At 75.6% G+C, this 17,823-nt stretch carries 3 protein-coding genes (1 of these 3 running past the window's edge); all 3 read right to left on the bottom strand.

What is annotated here, in order from left to right; translation table 11 throughout:
• Nucleotides 1-62 precede the first annotated feature (62 nt).
• Tightly spaced (at most 16 nt apart), the 3 genes in view from AB0I16_RS19175 to AB0I16_RS19165 form a layout consistent with a single transcriptional unit that may run on beyond the window.
• Nucleotides 63-3,638: a beta-ketoacyl synthase N-terminal-like domain-containing protein gene (locus AB0I16_RS19175; protein ID WP_363250602.1), complete on the bottom strand. Its 3,576-nt coding sequence runs from the start codon at nt 3,636-3,638 to the stop codon at nt 63-65.
• Between the two features lie 16 nt (nt 3,639-3,654).
• Nucleotides 3,655-12,750 (bottom strand): SDR family NAD(P)-dependent oxidoreductase, encoded by a 9,096-nt coding sequence (locus AB0I16_RS19170; RefSeq protein WP_363250601.1) that lies wholly within the window; start codon nt 12,748-12,750, stop codon nt 3,655-3,657.
• Nucleotides 12,747-17,823 carry the 3' end of an amino acid adenylation domain-containing protein gene (locus tag AB0I16_RS19165; protein ID WP_363250600.1) on the bottom strand. Its footprint extends 18,317 nt past the window's final position, so 5,077 of the gene's 23,394 nt are visible here — the last part of the coding sequence; its start codon lies beyond the right edge, outside the window; it ends in the stop codon at nt 12,747-12,749. The genes AB0I16_RS19170 and AB0I16_RS19165 overlap by 4 nt, the downstream gene beginning before the upstream one ends.

The raw sequence follows: 17,823 nt of genomic DNA, 5'->3' as shown, positions 1-17,823 counted from the left end.
GGTGGTGTCGGCGGCGTCCTGGCCCTCGCCGGTTCACGCGAGCGGCGGGCGTACGGTCCGGTTCACGCGAGCAGGGTGGCGACGGTCTCCTCGGGCAGCTCGTCGATGCGCTCGATCAGCTCGGCCTCCAGCATCTCGACCATGTCGGCCAGGGTGCGGGCCTGGAACAGCTCCCCGAGGTCGAGCTCGAAGGGGAAGCCGCTCTTGAGGCGGGAGATGATCTGGGTCGCCAGGATCGAGTCGCCTCCCACCTCCTGGAAGTCGTCGTCCGGGCGGACCGTGGTGACGCCGAGCACGTCGCGCCACGCGTCGGCCACCAGCTCCTGGAGCGGGCCGCCCGACTCCTGCGCGCCCGACTCCTCGCCCGCCGGGGCCTCCGGTTCCGGGACGGGGGTGACGACGCCCGGGGCCGGACCGTCGGGCAGCACCGCCACGGGCTCACCGGAGCCGCGCGCGCCCTCCTTCTCCGCGAGGACGACCGCCTGGTACGCCTGGTCCTCGCGCACGGGGGCCGGCGAGAGGCTGCGGACCGCGCGGAACCCGCCGCGCTCCAGGGCCTGGCGCCACAGGGAGACGCTGAGCAGCGGGGAACCCGGCAGGCGGCAGTCGTCCTCGTAGGCCCACCAGCCGCCCATCAGGCCGAAGGTGAGGGTGAAGAAGTCCTGCGCCCGCGTGGTCTCCAGGAGGATCAGCACGCCGCCCGGGCGCAGGAGCTGCCGGGCGTGGGCCAGGGTGTCGTCGATGCCGCGGGTGGCGTGCAGCACGTTGCAGGCGAGGACGAGGTCCTGGCTGCCCGGCTCGAAGCCCTGCTCCACGGGCGGCGACTCGATGTCGAGCGGCGCGAAGGTGACATAGGGGTGGTCCTTGCCGTATTGGTTGCGTCCGTACTGGGTGAAGCCGCGCGAGATGTCGGTGTAGACGTAGCTGAGCCCGCCGTCCGTGCCGTCGAGGGCGGGCAGCACCTTGGCGGTGGTGCCACCGGTGCCCGCGCCGATCTCCAGGACGGAGACGGCGGCCCCGGGGTCGCGTTCGCGCCGGGCGCGGACATAGCGGGCGACGAGCCCCGCGACCAGGCCGTTGGTGTCGCCGTCGCTGTGGTAGACGGCCTCCACGGCGTCGAACGAGCCGCCGGGGAAGAGCACTTCGTGCGCCTTCTTGCGGCCGGTGAGGACGTCGGGCATCTCCTCCAGGCAGAGCGTCAGGAGGTGGAAGTACCCGTCCATCTCGGCGTACTCGGCGGTCACCTCGCGCCTGAGGGCCGCCAGTTCGCCCTCGTCCCACGTCAGCCGGCCGGGCTCGGCCACCAGGTCGGTGGTGAGCAGCTCCTCCCCCTCGGCGCGCAGGTAGCCGCCTTCGGTGAGGACGCCGAGGAGCCCGTGGAAGAGCGGGCGGTGCTCGTCCACGACGCCGAGTCCGGCCACCAGCTCGGCCTCCGTGTACCGCTCGCCGGCCGCCGCGAAGACGTCCATGCGGCGCAGCGAGGCGAAGAGCATCCTGCGGCAGACGGCGGTCAGTTCGCGCACCATCACGTCGGAGCGCAGCGCGGCTTCGAGGTCCGAGGCGGCCGGGTCGGAGCGCAGGTGTTCGGCGGCGGCCTCGTCGAGGTCGGCGAGGACGGAGGGGACGGCGTTCGCCGCGCACCCCGCATCCGTGCCGGCCTGCCCCGCGGGTCCCTGGGCGGTGCCGTCCGCCCAGACGTGCGGGAACACCTCGCGTACGAAGGGGTGCCCCGGCAGGGCGATGCGGCGGGGTGCCGTACCGGTGTGCAGGCGCGGCCAGTCCACCGCGGCTCCGGTGACCCAGGCCGCCGCGAACTCGTCGACGTCGCGGCCCGCGGGACCGGCCGCGGGGCGGCGCTCGGCGGCCCGGCCGCTGTAGGTGCCGGGCACCGCGGCGGCGCCGCCGGCGAACGCGTCGAGGCGGCCGAGCAGTTCACCGGTCGACGTGGCGGTGACGGCGAGGCGCTCGGCGAAGGCCTCACGTCCCACCTGCAGGGTGTACGCCACGTCCTGGATTGCGAGGTCCCCTGCCGCGCGCAGGTGGGCGGCGAGCGCGGCGGCCTTCTCGCGCAGCTGCTCCTCGCTCTTCGCCGAGAGCGGTACGACCATCCGGCGTCCGGATGGGGCCGGGGCCGCGGGGCGGTCGGCCACGTACTCCTCGATGATGACGTGGGCGTTGGTGCCGCTGTACCCGAAGGAGCTGACGCCTGCGACGCGGGGCGCCTCGCCCTCGCGGTCCCAGTCGGCCAGTTCGCGGCTGACGTAGACGGGGCTGTCCTCGAAGTCGGCGTGCTTGTTCTCGGTACGGAAGTTCGCCGCCGGGGGCAGTTTGCCGTGCCGCATGCACAGCAGCACCTTGATGGCGCCGAGGACGCCGGCGGCGCCCATGGTGTGCCCGATGTTGGCCTTCACCGAGCCGACGGCGCAGAACTGCCTGCGGTCAGTGAACTCCGCGAACGCCTCCGTGAGTCCGTGCACCTCGATCGGGTCGCCGAGGCTGGTGCCGGTGCCGTGCGCCTCCACGTAGCGCAGGCGGCCCATGTCGACGCCGCCGCGGCGGTAGACGTCGCGCAGCAGCGCGCTCTGCGCGGCGGAGCTGGGCGAGGTGATCCCGGAGGTGCGGCCGTCCTGGTTGGTGGCGCTGCCCCGGATGACGCCGAGGACCCGGTCGTTGTCGCGCACCGCGTCGGAGAGGCGCTTGAGGACGAGTACGCCGACGCCCTCACCGACGAGCATGCCGTCCGCGTCGACGTCGAAGGGGCGGCAGGCGCGGCCGGGCGAGACGGTGCCCAGGGCCTCCATGGTGACGAAGGTTCCGGGGTGGTTGGCCACGTACACGCCCGCGGCGAGCGCGAGGTCGGACTCGCCGTCGAGGAGCAGCCTGCGGGCGATGTCGACGGCGACGAGCGAGGACGAGCAGGCGGTGTCGACCGTCATCGCGGGGCCGCTGAGGTCGAGCTGGTAGGCGAGGCGGGCCGCCATGATGCTGGTGTCGGCGCCCATGAGGGCGTGCGCGGAGTACTCCGCCTGGGGTGCGAGCCCGGTGCTGCCGACGACGGTGGCGACCGCGCGTCCGCGCAGCGCGGACGCGTCCTGCGCGGCGTCCTCCAGGGCGTGGTAGCAGGATTCGAGCAGCACGCGCTGGGCGGCGTCCATGGCGGCGGCCTCGCGCGGCGCGATGCGGAAGAACGCCGGGTCGAAGCGGTCGCTGTCGGCCATGCGTCCGTAGCGCGGCGGCGCCGCGTCCGGGAAGTGCTCCTTGAGCAGGGAGAGCGCCACCGGGTCGTCGACCTCGGTGGTGCGGTCCTCGCCCGAGCTGATCACCTGCCAGAGCTCGTCGGGGTCGCCCGCGCCCGCGGCGCGGCAGTGCATGCCGATCACCGCGACGGCCTCCGGCGGCGCGTCGCGCCCCAGTCGGCCCGCCACGCGCGCGGTGAGCCCGTCGAGGTCGCCTGCCCCGCCGACCGCGTCGGTCGGGAGGGTGGTGCCGAACCGGGAGTTGATCTCCTCGGTGAGCGCCACGGCTGCGGCGAGGTCGAGACCCAGCTCATCGAAGGGCGTACGGGAGACCCGCTCGGGGGTGACGTCGAGGACACGGGCCGCGAGTTCCGACAGCGCCTGCTTGACGTGGGGCGACATTGACTCTGTATCTCCTTCAGCTCCGCGGGGCGCGCGGCTGCGCGGTGGTCTCGGCCAGGTGTGCCCGGTTGGTCCGCAGGCGGTCCTCCTCGGTGCCGGAGGCCGCCTTGCGCAGGCGGAAGAGGCGGCGTTCGATCCAGCCCCGCCGCAGTGGCTCCGCCAGGTCGGGGTCGGGGTGCTCGGCGGTTCCGTGGTCGACGCCCGCCTCCTCGACCACGAAGCGGTGGCGCGCGAAGAGCTCGGCCCAGGTGCGGGGGGTGGGGACGCTGATCCCGGCGCGGGCGTCCACCAGGTCGCCGCTGAGCGTGCACAGGTGGTCGGCGACGAGGAGTTGCCCGCCGTCCACGAGGGCCGCGTCGAGCCGGGCGAAGAGTGCCTGCTTGTCCTCCACCCGGTAGGTGGCGTCGATGCCGTACGCCAGGTCGTACTGGCCGGGGAAGGGGTCGAGCGGACCGCTCCGGTGGAACAGCACGACCCGCCCGTCGAGACCGGGCCGTCCGCCGGTCTCCCGCTGGGCGCGGTCGGCAAGCTCCTTGTCGGAGGTCACGCCGTGCGCGATGAGCGCGGGGTGCGCGTCGGCGAGACCGATGAGCGACGCGACGCCGCGGCAGCCGAAGTCGAGAACCGCACCGAGGTGCTCCAGGCCCGCGCCGGCGAGGAGGGTCTGGGGCGTGACGGGGGGCGGCTCGGCCGCGGGTAGTGCGGACGACGGCGTGGACGGAGGCTGCGGTGACGGTGCCAGCGGGGTCCGCGCCGGGGGTGGCGTGACTGTCGGCTGATCCGCCGGGGCCGGCGTAACCGTGGGATGTTCCGCCGGGGGCGCCTGCCGGGCGGCCTGCGGCGAACGCTCCTGCGGGGTCCGCGCCGGGGACGGCGTGACCGTCGGCTGATCCGCCAGGGGCGCCTGCCGGGCGGCCTGCGGCGAACGCTCCTGCGGGGTCCGCGCCGGGGACGGCGTGACCGTGGGCTGATCCGCCGGGGGCGTGTGCCGGGCGGGCTGCGGTGGCCGTGGCGTGGCGGTGGGCTGTGACGGCGTGGTGGCGGGAGTGGTCGCCGGTGCCGCCCCCTGGGTGGTCGTGGGCCGCGTACCGGCCTTGCCCCCGCTCGTCAGGCGCCGCCGCAGGTACGCGGCGAGCGGTCCCGGTGCCGGGTGGTCGAAGACCAGGGTCACCGGCAGGCGCAGGCCCGTCGCGCGGTTGAGGCGGTTGCGGAGTTCCACGGCGGTCAGGGAGTCGAGGCCCAGTTCGACGAAGCCGGTGTCCGGGCCGATGGTGGCGGGGTCGGTCACCAGGACCGAGCCGACCGTCTCGCACACCAGGTCGAGGACGAGCGCGAGCTGTTCGTCCGGGGAGAGACCGGCGAGGGCGTCGAGGCCCTTGCCCGCCCGGTCGGCGGAGGCCGCGGCCGCCCGCGGCGCGCTCCGCAGCAGGGCGCGGTGGAGCGGGTGGCCCTCCCCCGCGTCCGCCTGCGTGCGCAGCGCCGCGAGGTCGAGGCGCATCGGGACCTGTAGCGGTTCGTCCGCGCCCCGGGCCAGGTCGAAGAGGGCGAGGCCGTCCGCCGAAGGCAGCGGCAGCAGCCCGCCGCGGGCCATCCTGCCGGTGTCGCCCTCGCTCAGGTGCTTCGTGAGGCCCGTGGCCTGCTCCCAGTACCCCCAGGCCAGTGAGGTGCCCGGCAGCCCGAGCGCCCTGCGGTGCTGGGCGAGGGCGTCGAGGAACGAGCTGGCCGCGGCGTAGTTGGACTGCCCGGGGTTGCCGAGGACCCCGGCCGCGCCGGAGAACAGCACGAACTCGGCCAGGTCGGCCCCCCGGGTCAGCTCGTGGAGGTTCCAGGCGCCCTCGGCCTTGGGCCGCAGGACCCGGGCGAGCCGTTCGGGGGTCAGCGCGTCGAAGACCCCGTCGTCGAGGTCGCCCGCGGTGTGCACGACGGTGCCGAGCGGGTGCTCGGCGGGGATGGCGGCGAGCACTTCCGCGAGCCGCCGCCGGTCGGCGACGTCGCAGGCCACGACGGACACCTCGGCGCCCGCCGACCGGAGTTCGGCGGTCAGCTCGGCCGCTCCTGGCGCGTCGGGCCCGCGCCGGCCGAGCAGCAGCAGGTGCCGGGCGCCGCGCTCGGTCACCAGGTGCCGGGCGAGCATGCCGCCCAGGGTGCCGGTGCCGCCGGTGATGAGGACGGTGCGGCCGGGGTCGGGCCGGCGCGGCACGGTCAGCACGATCTTGCCGACGTGCCGGGCCTGGCTCATGAACCGGAATGCCTCGGGCGCCCGCCGGAGATCCCAGGCGCGGCGCGGCAGATGGGTCAGGACGCCCCGCTCGAAGAGGCCGACGATCTCGGCGAGGATCTCCCCGATGCGGCGCGGCCCGGCGTCGACGATGTCGAACGCCCGGTAGCGCACGGCGAAGTGCTCGGTCGCGACCTGGGCCGCGTCACGGATGTCGGTCTTGCCCATCTCCACGAACCGCCCGCCGCGCGGCAGCAGCCGCAGCGAGGCGTCGACGAACTCGCGGGCGAGCGAGTCGAGGACGACGTCCACGCCCCGCCCTTCGGTGACGGTGCGGAAGTGCTCCTCGAAGCCGAGGTCCCGCGAGGAGGCGAGGTGGTCGTCGGGTACGCCGAGGGCACGTACGGCGTCCCACTTGCCCTCGCTCGCGGTGGCGAAGACCTCCGCGCCCAGATGCCGGGCGAGCTGTACGGCGGCCATGCCGACCCCGCCCGCCGCCGCGTGCACGAGGACCGACTCGCCGGAGCGGAGGCCGCCCATGTCGACCAGGCCGTAGTACGCGGTGGCGAACGCCACGGGGACGGCCGCCGCCTGTTCGTAGGACCAGTCGGCGGGCATCGCCACGACGGTGTGCGCGTCGGCGACGCAGACGGGCCCGAGGCCGCTGGGGAAGAGGCCCATCACGCGGTCGCCGACGGCGAGGTGGGTCACGTCGGCGCCCACGTCGAGGACGGTTCCCGCCCCCTCGGCGCCGAGCGTCAGCTCGCCGGGGTACATGCCCAGCGCGCCGAGCACGTCACGGAAGTTGAGGCCCGCCGCGCGCACCTCGATCCGCACCTGGCCGGGGCCGAGCGGCGCGTCGGCCGCGGGCCACGGCAGCAGGGCGAGGTTCTCCAGGGTGCCCGCGCCGCTGGTGTCCAGGCGCCATGCGGTGCCGTCGCCCGGGGGCACGAGCGCGCTGTCCGAGGCGAGCGGGGCGAGGCGGGGCGCCAAAGCCTGTCCCGCGCGCAGGGCGAGCTGTGACTCCCCTGCGGCGACGGCGGACGCGACCGCCGCGGGCAGCGCGGCGGCGGACGCCTCGTCGCCGTCCACGTCGACCAGGAGCAGCCGCTCGGGGTTCTCCGCCTGGGCGGCCCGCAGCAGGCCCCACACGGGGGCGTGGACCAGGTCGCCGACGTCCTCGCCGACGCGGGTGGAGACGGCGTTGCGGGTCGCGACGACGAGGCGCCCGGCGGCCTGGCCCTCGTCGTTCAGCCACGCCCGCACCAGGTCGAGGGCGCGCGCGGTGGCGGCCCTGATCTCCGCGGCGAGGTCGGCCGCGGGGCCCGCGCCCAGGGAGAGCAGCGAGGTCTCCGCCCCGTCCGTCATGTCGAGGCCCGCGCCGCGCAGGTCGGCGGCGAGGCCGAGGTCGTCCGGGCCCGCCACGGCCCAGGTTCCGACGGGGGCGTCGGCCGGCGCGAGGGGCGTCCACTCCAGGCGGAGCAGTTCGTCCGGCAGGGCCGCGGGACGGGCGGACTTCGGTGCCGTGCCGGTGACCGGGCGCAGCACCAGGGATGCGAGTACGGCGAGGGGCCTGCCGTCGGCGTCGGCGACCTCGGCCGAGACCGCGTCGGTACCGGCGCCGGTGAGCCGCACCCGCACGGAGGCCGCGCCGCCCGCGAACAGCCGCATCCCGGTCCAGGAGAACGGCAGCAGACCGCCGCCGTCCCGGACGAAGCCGCCGAAGCCCATCGCGTGCAGTGCCGAGTCGAGCAGCGCGGGGTGCAGGCCGTAGCGTGCCGCGTCGGGGACGTCGTCGAGCGCGGCCTCGGCGAAGACCTCGTCGCCGCGCCGCCAGACCGCGCGCAGCCCGCGGAACGCGGGGCCGTAGGCGTACCCGGCGTCGGCCATCACCTGGTAGTAGTCGTCCACCGGTACGGATACGGCGCCGGCCGGGGGCCACACCGCCCAACCCTCGAACCCGGCGCCGGCATCGGCATCGGTGTCGGCTTCGGCTTCGGCTTCGGCTTCGTCGGCGGCGAGCAGCCCGGTGGCGTGCCGTGTCCAGGGCGCCTCGGCGGGCCGCCGCGCCGCCTCGTCGTCGGCGAGGGGCCGCGAGTGCACCTCCACGGGGCGGCTGCCCGTGGCGTCGGGCGCGCCCACGGCGAGCTGGAGCCGGACGCCGCCCGGTGCCTGCTCCGTGAGGGTGAGCGGGGCCTCCAGGGTGAGTTCTTCGAGGCGCCCGCAGCCCAGCGTCCGCCCGGCGTGCAGCGCCATCTCGACGAAGCCCGTGCCGGGGAAGAGCACGGTGCCGGACACCGCGTGGTCCGCGATCCACGGGTGCGTGGCGAGTGACACCTCGCCGCTGAACACGGTGCCGCCGTCGGCCAGGGGCACCTGGGAGGTCACGAAGGGGTGCCCCGTGGCGGGGGCGGGGCCGTGCTCGCGGGCCGGCGCCGGGGCGGGCTCGTCGACCCAGCAAATCCTGCGCTCGAACGGATACGTCGGCAGCCCCGGCACCCGCACGGGCCGTCCACCCGCGCCGCGGTCGCCGTCACCGTCCGCGTGGAGGGCGCTCCAGTCGACGGCCGCGCCGCGCACCCACAGGTCCGCGACCCGGGCGAGGTCCCGCTCGCGCAGGGCGACGTCGAGCCCCGACGCGTCCACCCGGGCGGCCGTGGCCGAGAACACCGCGTCGGAGGGGCGGCCCCTGCGCCACCGCGTCAGATGGCCGCGCAGCTCCTCGGCCCCCGAGGCGATGACGGCGAGACGGTGCGTCAGGTCCGTACGGCCGACCTGCACGGTGTACGCGATGTCCGCCATGGCGGCCGCGGGCCGCTGCCCGAGGAAGTCGAGCCAGAGGCCGGCGTACGCGTCGAGGCGTTCCGGTGTGTGCGCGGAGAGGACGAAGAGCACGGGCCCGCGCTCGGCAGGCCGGGGGCGGGGGGCCGGCTCGGGAGCCTCTTCCAGGACGACGTGCGCGTTGGTGCCGCCCCCGCCGAGGCCGGTGATCCCGGCGCGGCGCGGCGCGGGGACCCCGTCGACCGTGACCCGGTCCCAGGCCACGGGGGTACCGGACAGCTCGAAGGGGAGCCGGTCGACGTCGATGGCCGGGTTGTACTCCTCGGGCAGCCGGGTCGGCGGCAGCGTGCGGTGCCGGAGCGCGAGGACGACCTTGAGGAGTTGCGCCATGCCGGCTGCCGCCTCGCCGTGGCCGATGTTGGGCTTCAGGGAGCCGATGCGGTACGGCCCGTGCGCGTCCCGCCGGTCCTCGAAGACCTGGGTGAGGGACGTCATCTCGACGGCGTCGCCGATCTCGGAGCCGTTCGCCGTGGCCTCCACGTAGCCGACGGTCCGCGGGTCCACGCGGGCGTCGCGCAGCGCCTCGCGGATCACCTCGGCCTGGCGCTGCGCGCTGGGGCTGGTGAAGCCGATGGTGCGGCCGTTGTGGTTGACGGCACTGCCGCGGATCACCGCGTGCACCGGGTCGCCGTCGCGGCGCGCCTGCCGCAGGGGCTTGAGCAGCACCGCGCCGACGCCCTCGCCGGGCACGATCCCGGCGGCCTCCGCGCCGAAGGACGCGCAGTCGTCCCGGTCGGACAGCAGCCCGACCGTGGCCAGTTCGACGTACGTGGACGGGTGCAGGTAGAGGTTCACCGCCCCGACGAGCGCCAGGTCGCAGTGGCCGGAGCGCAGGCTCTCGACCGCCTCGTGCAGTGCCACGTGGGCCGAGGAGCAGGCGGTGTCCACGGCCTTGCTCGGGCCTCCGAGGTCGAACTGGAACGAGACCCGGTTGACCATGTCGCCGAACGACGTGCGCGGCATCTCCAGGCGCCCCTCGGCGCCGAGCTGCGTGAACCCGTGCTTGGCGCCGCCCGCGAAGACGCCGATGCGGCCGCGGACGCCGGAGGGCAGCTTCGACGGGGCGAGGCCCGCGTCCTCCAGGGCCCTCCAGCACTCCTGGAGGAAGAGGCGTACCTGCGGGTCGGTGTTGCGGGCCTCCTGCTCGGTGAAGCCGAAGAGCGCGGGGTCGAACGCGTCGAACCCGTCGAGGAACGCGCCCCACTTGGAGTGGCTCTTGCGCACCACGTCGGCGCCCTCGGGCCGCGGATCGTAGTGCTCGCGCCAGTCCCAGCGGCGCCCGGGTATCTCCGTGACAGCGCTCCGCCCCTCCATGAGCAGCCGCCAGAAGCTGTCCTGGTCGGGGGCGTCGGGGAAGGTGCCACTCATGCCGATCACGGCGATGGCGCCGTCGAAGTCGTCGAGCCCCGTGTCCACGGGCTCGGCGGCCGGCGCGGGCCGCGCGGGCCGCGGGGTCTCGTCCGCCGCCGGCGCGGGCCGCCGGGTCTCGTCCACCGCCGGCGCGGGCTCCGCGGGCGCGGCGCCCCGCCCCAGGAACGCCCGGCAGGCGTCGGGGAACCTCTCGACGAGGTGCCCGGCCACGCCCTCGACCTTGGCGAACTCGAAGAACAGGGTGCGGGACGCGGCCGGGAACGCCTCGCTCAGGAGTTGGTTCAGGCGGGTGCGGGTGATGGAGTCGATGCCGTAGCGGTCGAGCTGTTCCCCCGGGTCGACCGCGTCGTCGCCCTCGGTGCCGCCGAGCAGCTCCGTGGCCATCAGGGCGATCCGCCGCTCCACCGCCTCCGCGAGCCGCTCGGGCCGCTGCTCCACCGGCTCGGCGGAGACCGGCTCGGCCACCGGAACGGGAGCAGCGGGGGCGGCGGGAGCCGCCGTGGTCATGGGGATGCCGTGGCGGGTCGCGGCGAAGGGGTAGCCGGGCAGGGGGACGCGCGTCGGCGTGCCGTTCCTGTGCAGTACGGCCCAGTCCACCGGGCCGCCCCGTACCCACAGCTCCGCGGCCCGGGTCAGCTTGCCGCGTTCGAGCCACTTGCCCACGGCCTCGCGCAGCTCGTCGTCGGCGGCGAACAGCCGGGCGACGTCGGAGCGCCCGTCGCCCTCGCCCACCCAGCAGCCGTCGGGCAGCTCGGTGCCCTCGGCCAGCGCGCGGAGCCCGGCGACGAGTTCGTCGAGGTCCCGTACGACGAGGGCCGCGCGCGACGCCAGTGCGGCCCGCCCGAGCTGCAACGTGCGCGCCACGTCGTCGAGCGACGGCGACGTGCTCTCCGTACGCGCGTCGTCCCCGGTACGGACGTCTCCGGCGGTGCGCGGGGACGCGTCCACGAGGCGGGCGATCTCGGCCGCCGTGCTCCCCTCGTGCAGGGCGTCGCCGTCGACGCGACCGCCGAACCCGGCCTCCAGTGCCTCGCCGATGCGGCCGAACTGCTCGGGCCGCACCCCGTAGGAGCCGAGGGGCTCCTCCGGGTCGATCTCAGCGGCGTCGACGCCCAGCACGCCGGCCACCACGGCGCACACCCGCGCGGGCGCCACCGGCTCCGGGGCGGCGGGCGAGGTGTCCGCCCCGTCATCCGCGAGGTGGTCCGCGAGGTTCCCCGCGTACGCGCGCAGCCGCTCGGGCGTACGCGCCGAGAGCGGCACGACCCACGGGCCCGCGCCCTGCGGGGTCGCGGCACGCGCGGCCACGGGCACGTACTGCTCGACGACGACGTGCGCGTTGGTCCCGCTGTGGCCGAAGGAGTTCACGGCGGCCATCAGCGGCAGCCCGCCGGGACGCCGCCAGGGGCCGGCCGCCGCGTCGGCGACGAACGCCGAGTCGGCGAGGTCGATCAGCGGGTTGAGGTCACGCAGCGTCGGCATGCCGACGAGTCGGCCGTGCCGCATCGAGAGCAGCACCTTGATCATGCCGACGACCCCCGCGGGGGCACCCGTGTGGCCGATGTGCGCCTTGGCGCTGCCGAGTGCGGCGAACCCGCGCTCGCCCGTGAGCCGCCGGAACGCCCGGACCAGCGCGTTCGCCTCCACCGGGTCGCCGAGTGCGGTGCCGGTGCCGTGGGCCTCGACGTATCCGACGCGTTCGGCGGGGATGCCGAAGCGGCGGTAGACGTCGAGGACCAGCTCTTCCTGGGCGGCGCCGTTCGGGGCGGTGATGCCGTTGCTCGCACCGTCCTGGTTCATGCCGGTGGCGCGGATGACGCCATGGACGTGGTCGCCGTCGGCGATGGCGTCCGAGAGCCGCTTCAGCACGAGGACGGCCACGGCCTCGGAGTAGACGGTGCCGTTGGCACCGGCGTCGAAGGTGCGGCACTCGCCGCTCGGTGACATCGCGCCGCTCTCGACGAGGAGGTCGAGGCCGCGCGCGTCCAGGCCCGCGTTCACGCCCCCGGCCAGCGCGAGCGTCGACTCCCCCGAGCGCAGGCTCTGGCAGGCCAGGTGCACGGCGGCCAGGGAGGAGGAGCAGGCGGTGTTGACCACGAGGGCGGCGCCGCGCAGGTCGAGGAAGTACGAGAGCCTGGAGGCCACCAGGGCGTCGGAGGCGCCGGTGAACGACTCGTGCGGATAGCCGGTGGGCTCGGCGCCGATGAACAGGCCCGTCCGCGAGCCGGTGAGCGACGTCGGGTCGATCGCGGCGTCCTCCAGGGCGTGCCAGCTCTCCTGGAGCAGCAGCCGCTGGTTGTGGCTCATCAGGTCGGCCTCGTACGGCCGGATGCCGAAGAACTCGGCGTCGAAGTGGTCCCGTTCGGCGAGGGCGCCGCCCCAGCGGTAGCCGGCCGGGTCGTCGGGGGCGATGTAGTGGTCGGGCAGCTCGCCGTAGCCGACGCGGCCCTCGGTGAGGTTGCGCCAGAACTCGCGTACGTCCGCCGCCCCCGGGAACTGCCCGGCCATGCCGACCACCGCGACGTCCAGCATCCGCGAACGGTCGAGGCGGTCGGCGGCGTCGGCCGCGGGCTCCGGCGCCGGGTCGTGGCGGCGCGCGTCGAGGAGACCGCGTGCCTGCTCCGCGCCGACCGCGCCCCTGACGTATCCGTCGAGGATGTCGCGGAAGTTAGCGCTGCTCATCGTTGCTCCCTCGTGGCCAGCTCTGCGTCGAGCAGGTCGAGCACTTCCGCGGCGGACAGCTCTCCCGCCGCGAACCGTGCTTCCAACGTCACGATCAGGTCGTCCGGGGCCGCCGGTACGGATGGTGCGGGCGGTGGTGCCGCCTCCGGCGGCCGTGGCGGTTCCGCCGCCGCCCGCTCGGCCAGCAGCCCGTCCAGATGCTCGGCGAGCCGTTCGGCGGAGGAGAACTCGTACAGCGCCGCCGCGTTCAGCTCGACGCCCAGCTCCTCCGCGATCTGGGCGACGAAGGTCGATCCGGTGATGGAGTCGACGCCGAGGTCCGCGAAGGCCGTCGCGGCCGACACGTCCTCCTTCGGCACGCGCAGCGTCCGCGCCAGGCGCTCCACGAGCAGGCCCCGCAGCTCCGGGCGCCGGTCGCGGCCCGCGGGCGCGGTCCGTCCCGCCGGGTCCGGCCGGTCGGCCGCCTCGGCGCGAGGCGCGGGGCGGGCCGGGGCGCGCATGCCGATGACCTGCCGGTGGCGGCCCGCCCGCAGCAGCCGTACCGCCGTGTCGAAGCAGGCGGTGCCCTCGTCGTCGTCCAGGAAGCCGAGGGCCGGGTAGTCGCGCGCGGCCTCGCCGAACGAGGCGCGCCAGGCACCCCAGTTGACGATGCCGACAGGGAAGGCGGCGTCCGGTGCGATCGCCCTGGCGAAGGCGTCGGCCGAGGTGATGCCGGCCGCGTAGGCGGCGTGGGTGCCCGCGCCGCCGAAGGAGAAGGCCTGGGCGGACGAGAAGTAGCAGAGGAAGTCGAGCGGTTCGTCCGCCACGGCCTCGTACACGTTCCGCGCGCCCGACGCCTTGATCTCGTAGTGCGCGCGGAACTCGTCCTCGCCGAGGCCGGCGAGCGCGCCCGGGGCCCCGGTGATGCGGGTGGCACCCGCGAACAGCACACCGTGGATCTCGCCGAGCAGCCCCTTGGCCTCGGTGATCGCGCGCCGTGCCTGGCGCGGGTCGGTGACGTCGCCCCGCACGTAGCCGACGCGGTCGCCGTGGAGCGCCTCGCGCACCGCCGGGTCGCTCTGCGGGCGGCGTCCCACGCAGACCACCTTGGCGTCGTAGCGGTCGATGAGGTGGCGGCTGACGACGCGTCCGACGAAGCCGCTGCCGCCGACCACCACGTAGGTGCCGCCGGGCCGGATGCCGGGGAGCCCCGGGGTCGCGGCCTCGGCCGGGGTCACCGGGTTGACCTCCTGCCGGTACCGCCGCCCGCCGCGCAGCGCGACCAGGTCGGCGGCGGGGGACGCGGGTTCGGCGGCCACCAGGGCGGCCACGGCGGCGCGTCCTTCGGGTGTCCGCAGGTCGGCCGCCGCCACGTCGAGGTTGCGTACGGCGAACCTGCCGGAGTCACGCGCCACGAAGTAGGCGAGTCCGGCCAGGCCCGCGCCGTGCGCGGCGCTCCGCTCGCCGGCGACCGACTGCGTGTCCTGGGTGACGACGCACAGGTCCGTGCGCCCGCCGTCGAGCCGCTGGACGGCCTTGACCAGGCGCAGCAGCGCGAGTTCGGGCCCGGCCGATGTGCCGTCCGCGGCCGGGCCCCGGCCGCTCACGAGGAGGAGCCGGTCGGGCGCGGCACCCGTGAGGGCGAACGGGTCGTCGAAGGGCCGCTCGGTCACCTCGGTGACGTCGCCGCGCCGGAAGTGCGCGGCCAGCGCCCCCGCGAGTCCGGCCCCCGGCTCGTCGGCGGCGATCAGGACCCTGCGGGGCGCGGGCCCCGCGGCGGGGGCGACGGGCGACTCCGTCCAGCGCGGCACGCTCAGGAGCCCGCCCGGCGGCACGACGGGCGCCTCGGCCCGCTCCCCTGCGGCCACCTCGGCGGCGAAGGCGGGGGCATCGGCGGCCACGCCACCCGCCGCCGCGCCACGGACGCCGTCGGCGCCACCCGTGGGGACCCAGTGCCACTCCCCCGCGAACGGATACGTCGGCAGCGCCACGCGCCGCGGCCGGTCCTCGCCGTAGTGGGCGTTCCAGTCCACGGCGGAGCCGTCCGCCCACCGCCGCGCGGCCCCGTACGGCTCGCCACCGCCGAGCGCCGGGCGCACCCCGCGGTCGGCGAACTCACGGAGCTGCCGGTCCAGTTCGCTCACGTCACGTGCCACGAAGGCCACGCGTACGGGCCACTCGTACCGGCCGACCTGCAAGGTGTACGCGATGTCGCGCAGCGGATGCGAAGTGCCGCTCCCGGTGAGGGCGTCCCGCAGCCGTGCGGCGCTCCGCCGCAGCTGGTCCTCGGTGCGCGCGGACAGCGGGACGACGACGGGCCCTTCGGGGGCGCGGGAAGGCACGGCTTCGGCGACGGGCACGTACTCCTCAAGGACGATGTGCGCGCCCGCGCCGGTGGCGCCGAAGGAGCTGAGCCCCGCGCGGCGCGGCCCCTTCGGCGGCGCGGGCCACGCCTGGGTGGTGCGCTGGAGCCGGAAGGGGGTGCCGTCGAGGCCGAGCAGCGGGTTGACGGTGTCCGCGTGCAGGGACGGGACCAGGGTGCGGTGGTGCAGTTGCAGCACCGCCTTGGTCAGGCCCGCGACACCGGCGGCGGACTCCGCGTGCCCGATGTTGGACTTGACCGACCCGATGGCGCAGAAGCCCCGGTCGTCCGTGTGCCTGCCGAAGGCGTTGGTCAGGCCCTTGATCTCGATGGGGTCGCCCAGCGAGGTGCCGGTGCCGTGGGCCTCCAGGCAGCCGATGGAGCGGGCGTCGACACCGGCCCGGTCGAGGGCCGCGGTGATGACGGCGGCCTGGCCGACCGGGCTCGGCACGCTGAAGCCGCTCGCCGAGCCGACGTGGTTGACGGCGGACCCGGCGATGACGGCGTAGATGTGGTCGCCGTCGGCCTCGGCGGCGGCGAGCGGCTTGATGACGACCGCGCCGACGCCCTCGGCGGACACGTAGCCGTCCCCGCCCTCGCCGAAGGAGCGGCAGCGGCCGTCGGACGAGTGCATGCCGACGGCGCCGTAGGTGCGGTACTTGCCGGGGTGCAGGGAGAGGTTGACGCCGCCGGCGAGGGCGACGTCGCACTCTCCTCGGCGCAGTGACTCCACGGCGAGGTGCACCGCGGTGAGGGAGGACGAGCACAGGGTGTCCACCGTCATGCTCGGGCCGTGGAAGTCGCAGACGAAGGAGACGCGGTTGGCGATCTGCCCCTGGTTGAGGGCCAGCGGCACCGGTGCGGACGCCTCGGCGGCGACGAGGGTGTAGTCCTTGTGCATGGCCCCGGCGAACACGCCGACCGCGCGCCGCCGGTCCTGGCCCCTGGTTTCGGCGAGCCCGGCGGGGGTGTATCCGGAGTCCTCGATCGCCTCCCAGCAGGTGCGCAGGAACCAGCGCTCCTGCGGGTCGGTGATCTCGGCCTCGGGGCGGGAGATCCGGAAGAAGTCGGCGTCGAAGCGGCCGACGTCGTCGAGGAAGCCGCCCCAGCGCGAGCCGTCGCCCTCCCCGGGCGTCCAGCGCGGCGCGGGCACCTCGGAGACGCTGTCCCTGCCGTCCTTCAGGTTCGCCCAGAACGCGGCGAGGTCGTCCGCGCCCGGGTAGTGCCCCGCCATGCCGATGATCGCGAAGCGTTCGGCGCCCGCGGTCGGCAGGCGGCGCCGCTTGAGGCGGGGGCGGTCCAGCGGCTCGCGGCGCCCGGCCGCCGCCGCGTCGTCCCGCCCGGCCAGGACGGCGTGGGCGTTGGTGCCGCCGTCGGCGAAGCTGGAGACGGCGGCGACGAGCGGGGCGTCGGGCCAGGGGACGAGCGAGCGCTCGAAGCGCAGGGGCGTCGCGGCGAGGTCGAAGTGCTTGAGGGGCTGCTGCCCGCTGAGGAAGGGCACGATGGCGCGGTTGCGGAGCATCAGGACGGTCTTGATGACCCCGGCGATGCCCTCGGCGCACTGCGGGTGGCCGATGTTGGGCTTGGCCGAGCCGAGCGAGCAGGGCGTGGCGGAGCCGTCGCGGTAGACGGCCGCGACGGCTTTCAGCTCGATCAGGTCGGGGATCTCCGAGCCCGCCGCGTTGGTCTCGATGTACGTGACGTCGTCGGCGGCGAGCCCCGACGCGGCGAGGGCGCGGGCCATGACGCCGCGCTGGGCGCCGGGGCTGGGGGTGGCGGGGCCCGCTGTCCTGCCGTCGTTGTTGACGGCCACCGACTTGAGCACGGCGTGCACGCGGTCGCCGTCCGCCTCGGCCGCGGCGAGCGGCTTGAGCAGGAGGACGCCGACGCCCTCGGCGGGCGTGAAGCCGCGGGCCCGCCGGTCGAAGACGTGGAACTCCGTGCCGGTGTTGAGCAGCCCCCGCCGGTCGAACAGGCGGTGCCCGCCGGCGTCGGGCAGCAGCGAGACGCCGGCGACCACGGCCGCCTCGACGTCGCCGGAGCGCAGGGCCTGGGCGGCGTGGTGCAGTGCGACGAGCGCGGAGGAGCACGCGGTGTCGACGACCGTGCTGGGGCCGCGCAGGTCGAAGTGGTGCGACAGGTTGGCGGCCAGGTAGTTCTGGCCGACGGCGACCACGGGGTTGCGGCTGCGGGCGAGGGTCGCCTCGTCGGGGGCGTGCCGGGTGCGTCCGCCCACGTACACGCCGATGTCGCGTCCCTTCACCTCCTCGGGGGTGTATCCCGCGTCGCAGAGCGCGAACAGCGTCTCCTCCAGGAGCAGCAGCGCCTGCGGGTCCATAGCGGCGGCGTCGGCGTCGGACAGGTGGAAGTGGCCGGGGTCGAACCCGTCGAGGTCGAGCAGCCCCGCGGTGTACCCGGTCGCGCTCCCCCAGCGCTCCGCGGGCACGGGGGCGATCGCCGAACGGCCCTCGCTGAGCAGCCGCCAGTAGGCGTCGAGGTCCGGGGCGCCGGGGAAGCGCCCCGACATGCCGACCACGGCGATGTCGTACGGGGTGCCTGCGGGCGCCCGGTGGCGCGTGGCGGGCACGGCGGCGGTCACCGGCGGCGCGGCCGTGGTCATTGCGGGCACGGCCGCCGGAGCCGCGGAATCGGGCGTCGGAGCCGCGGAATCGGCCGCCGCACCCGCGGCCGGGTCGCCGAAGGCGGCCGTCAGGGCCTGTCCGTGGTGGTCG

The organism is Streptomyces sp. NPDC050703 (assembly GCF_040654435.1).
GTDB lineage: Bacteria > Actinomycetota > Actinomycetes > Streptomycetales > Streptomycetaceae > Streptomyces.
Note: the sequence above shows the minus strand (reverse complement) of the source record. Positions and strands in the feature narration are given on the sequence as shown.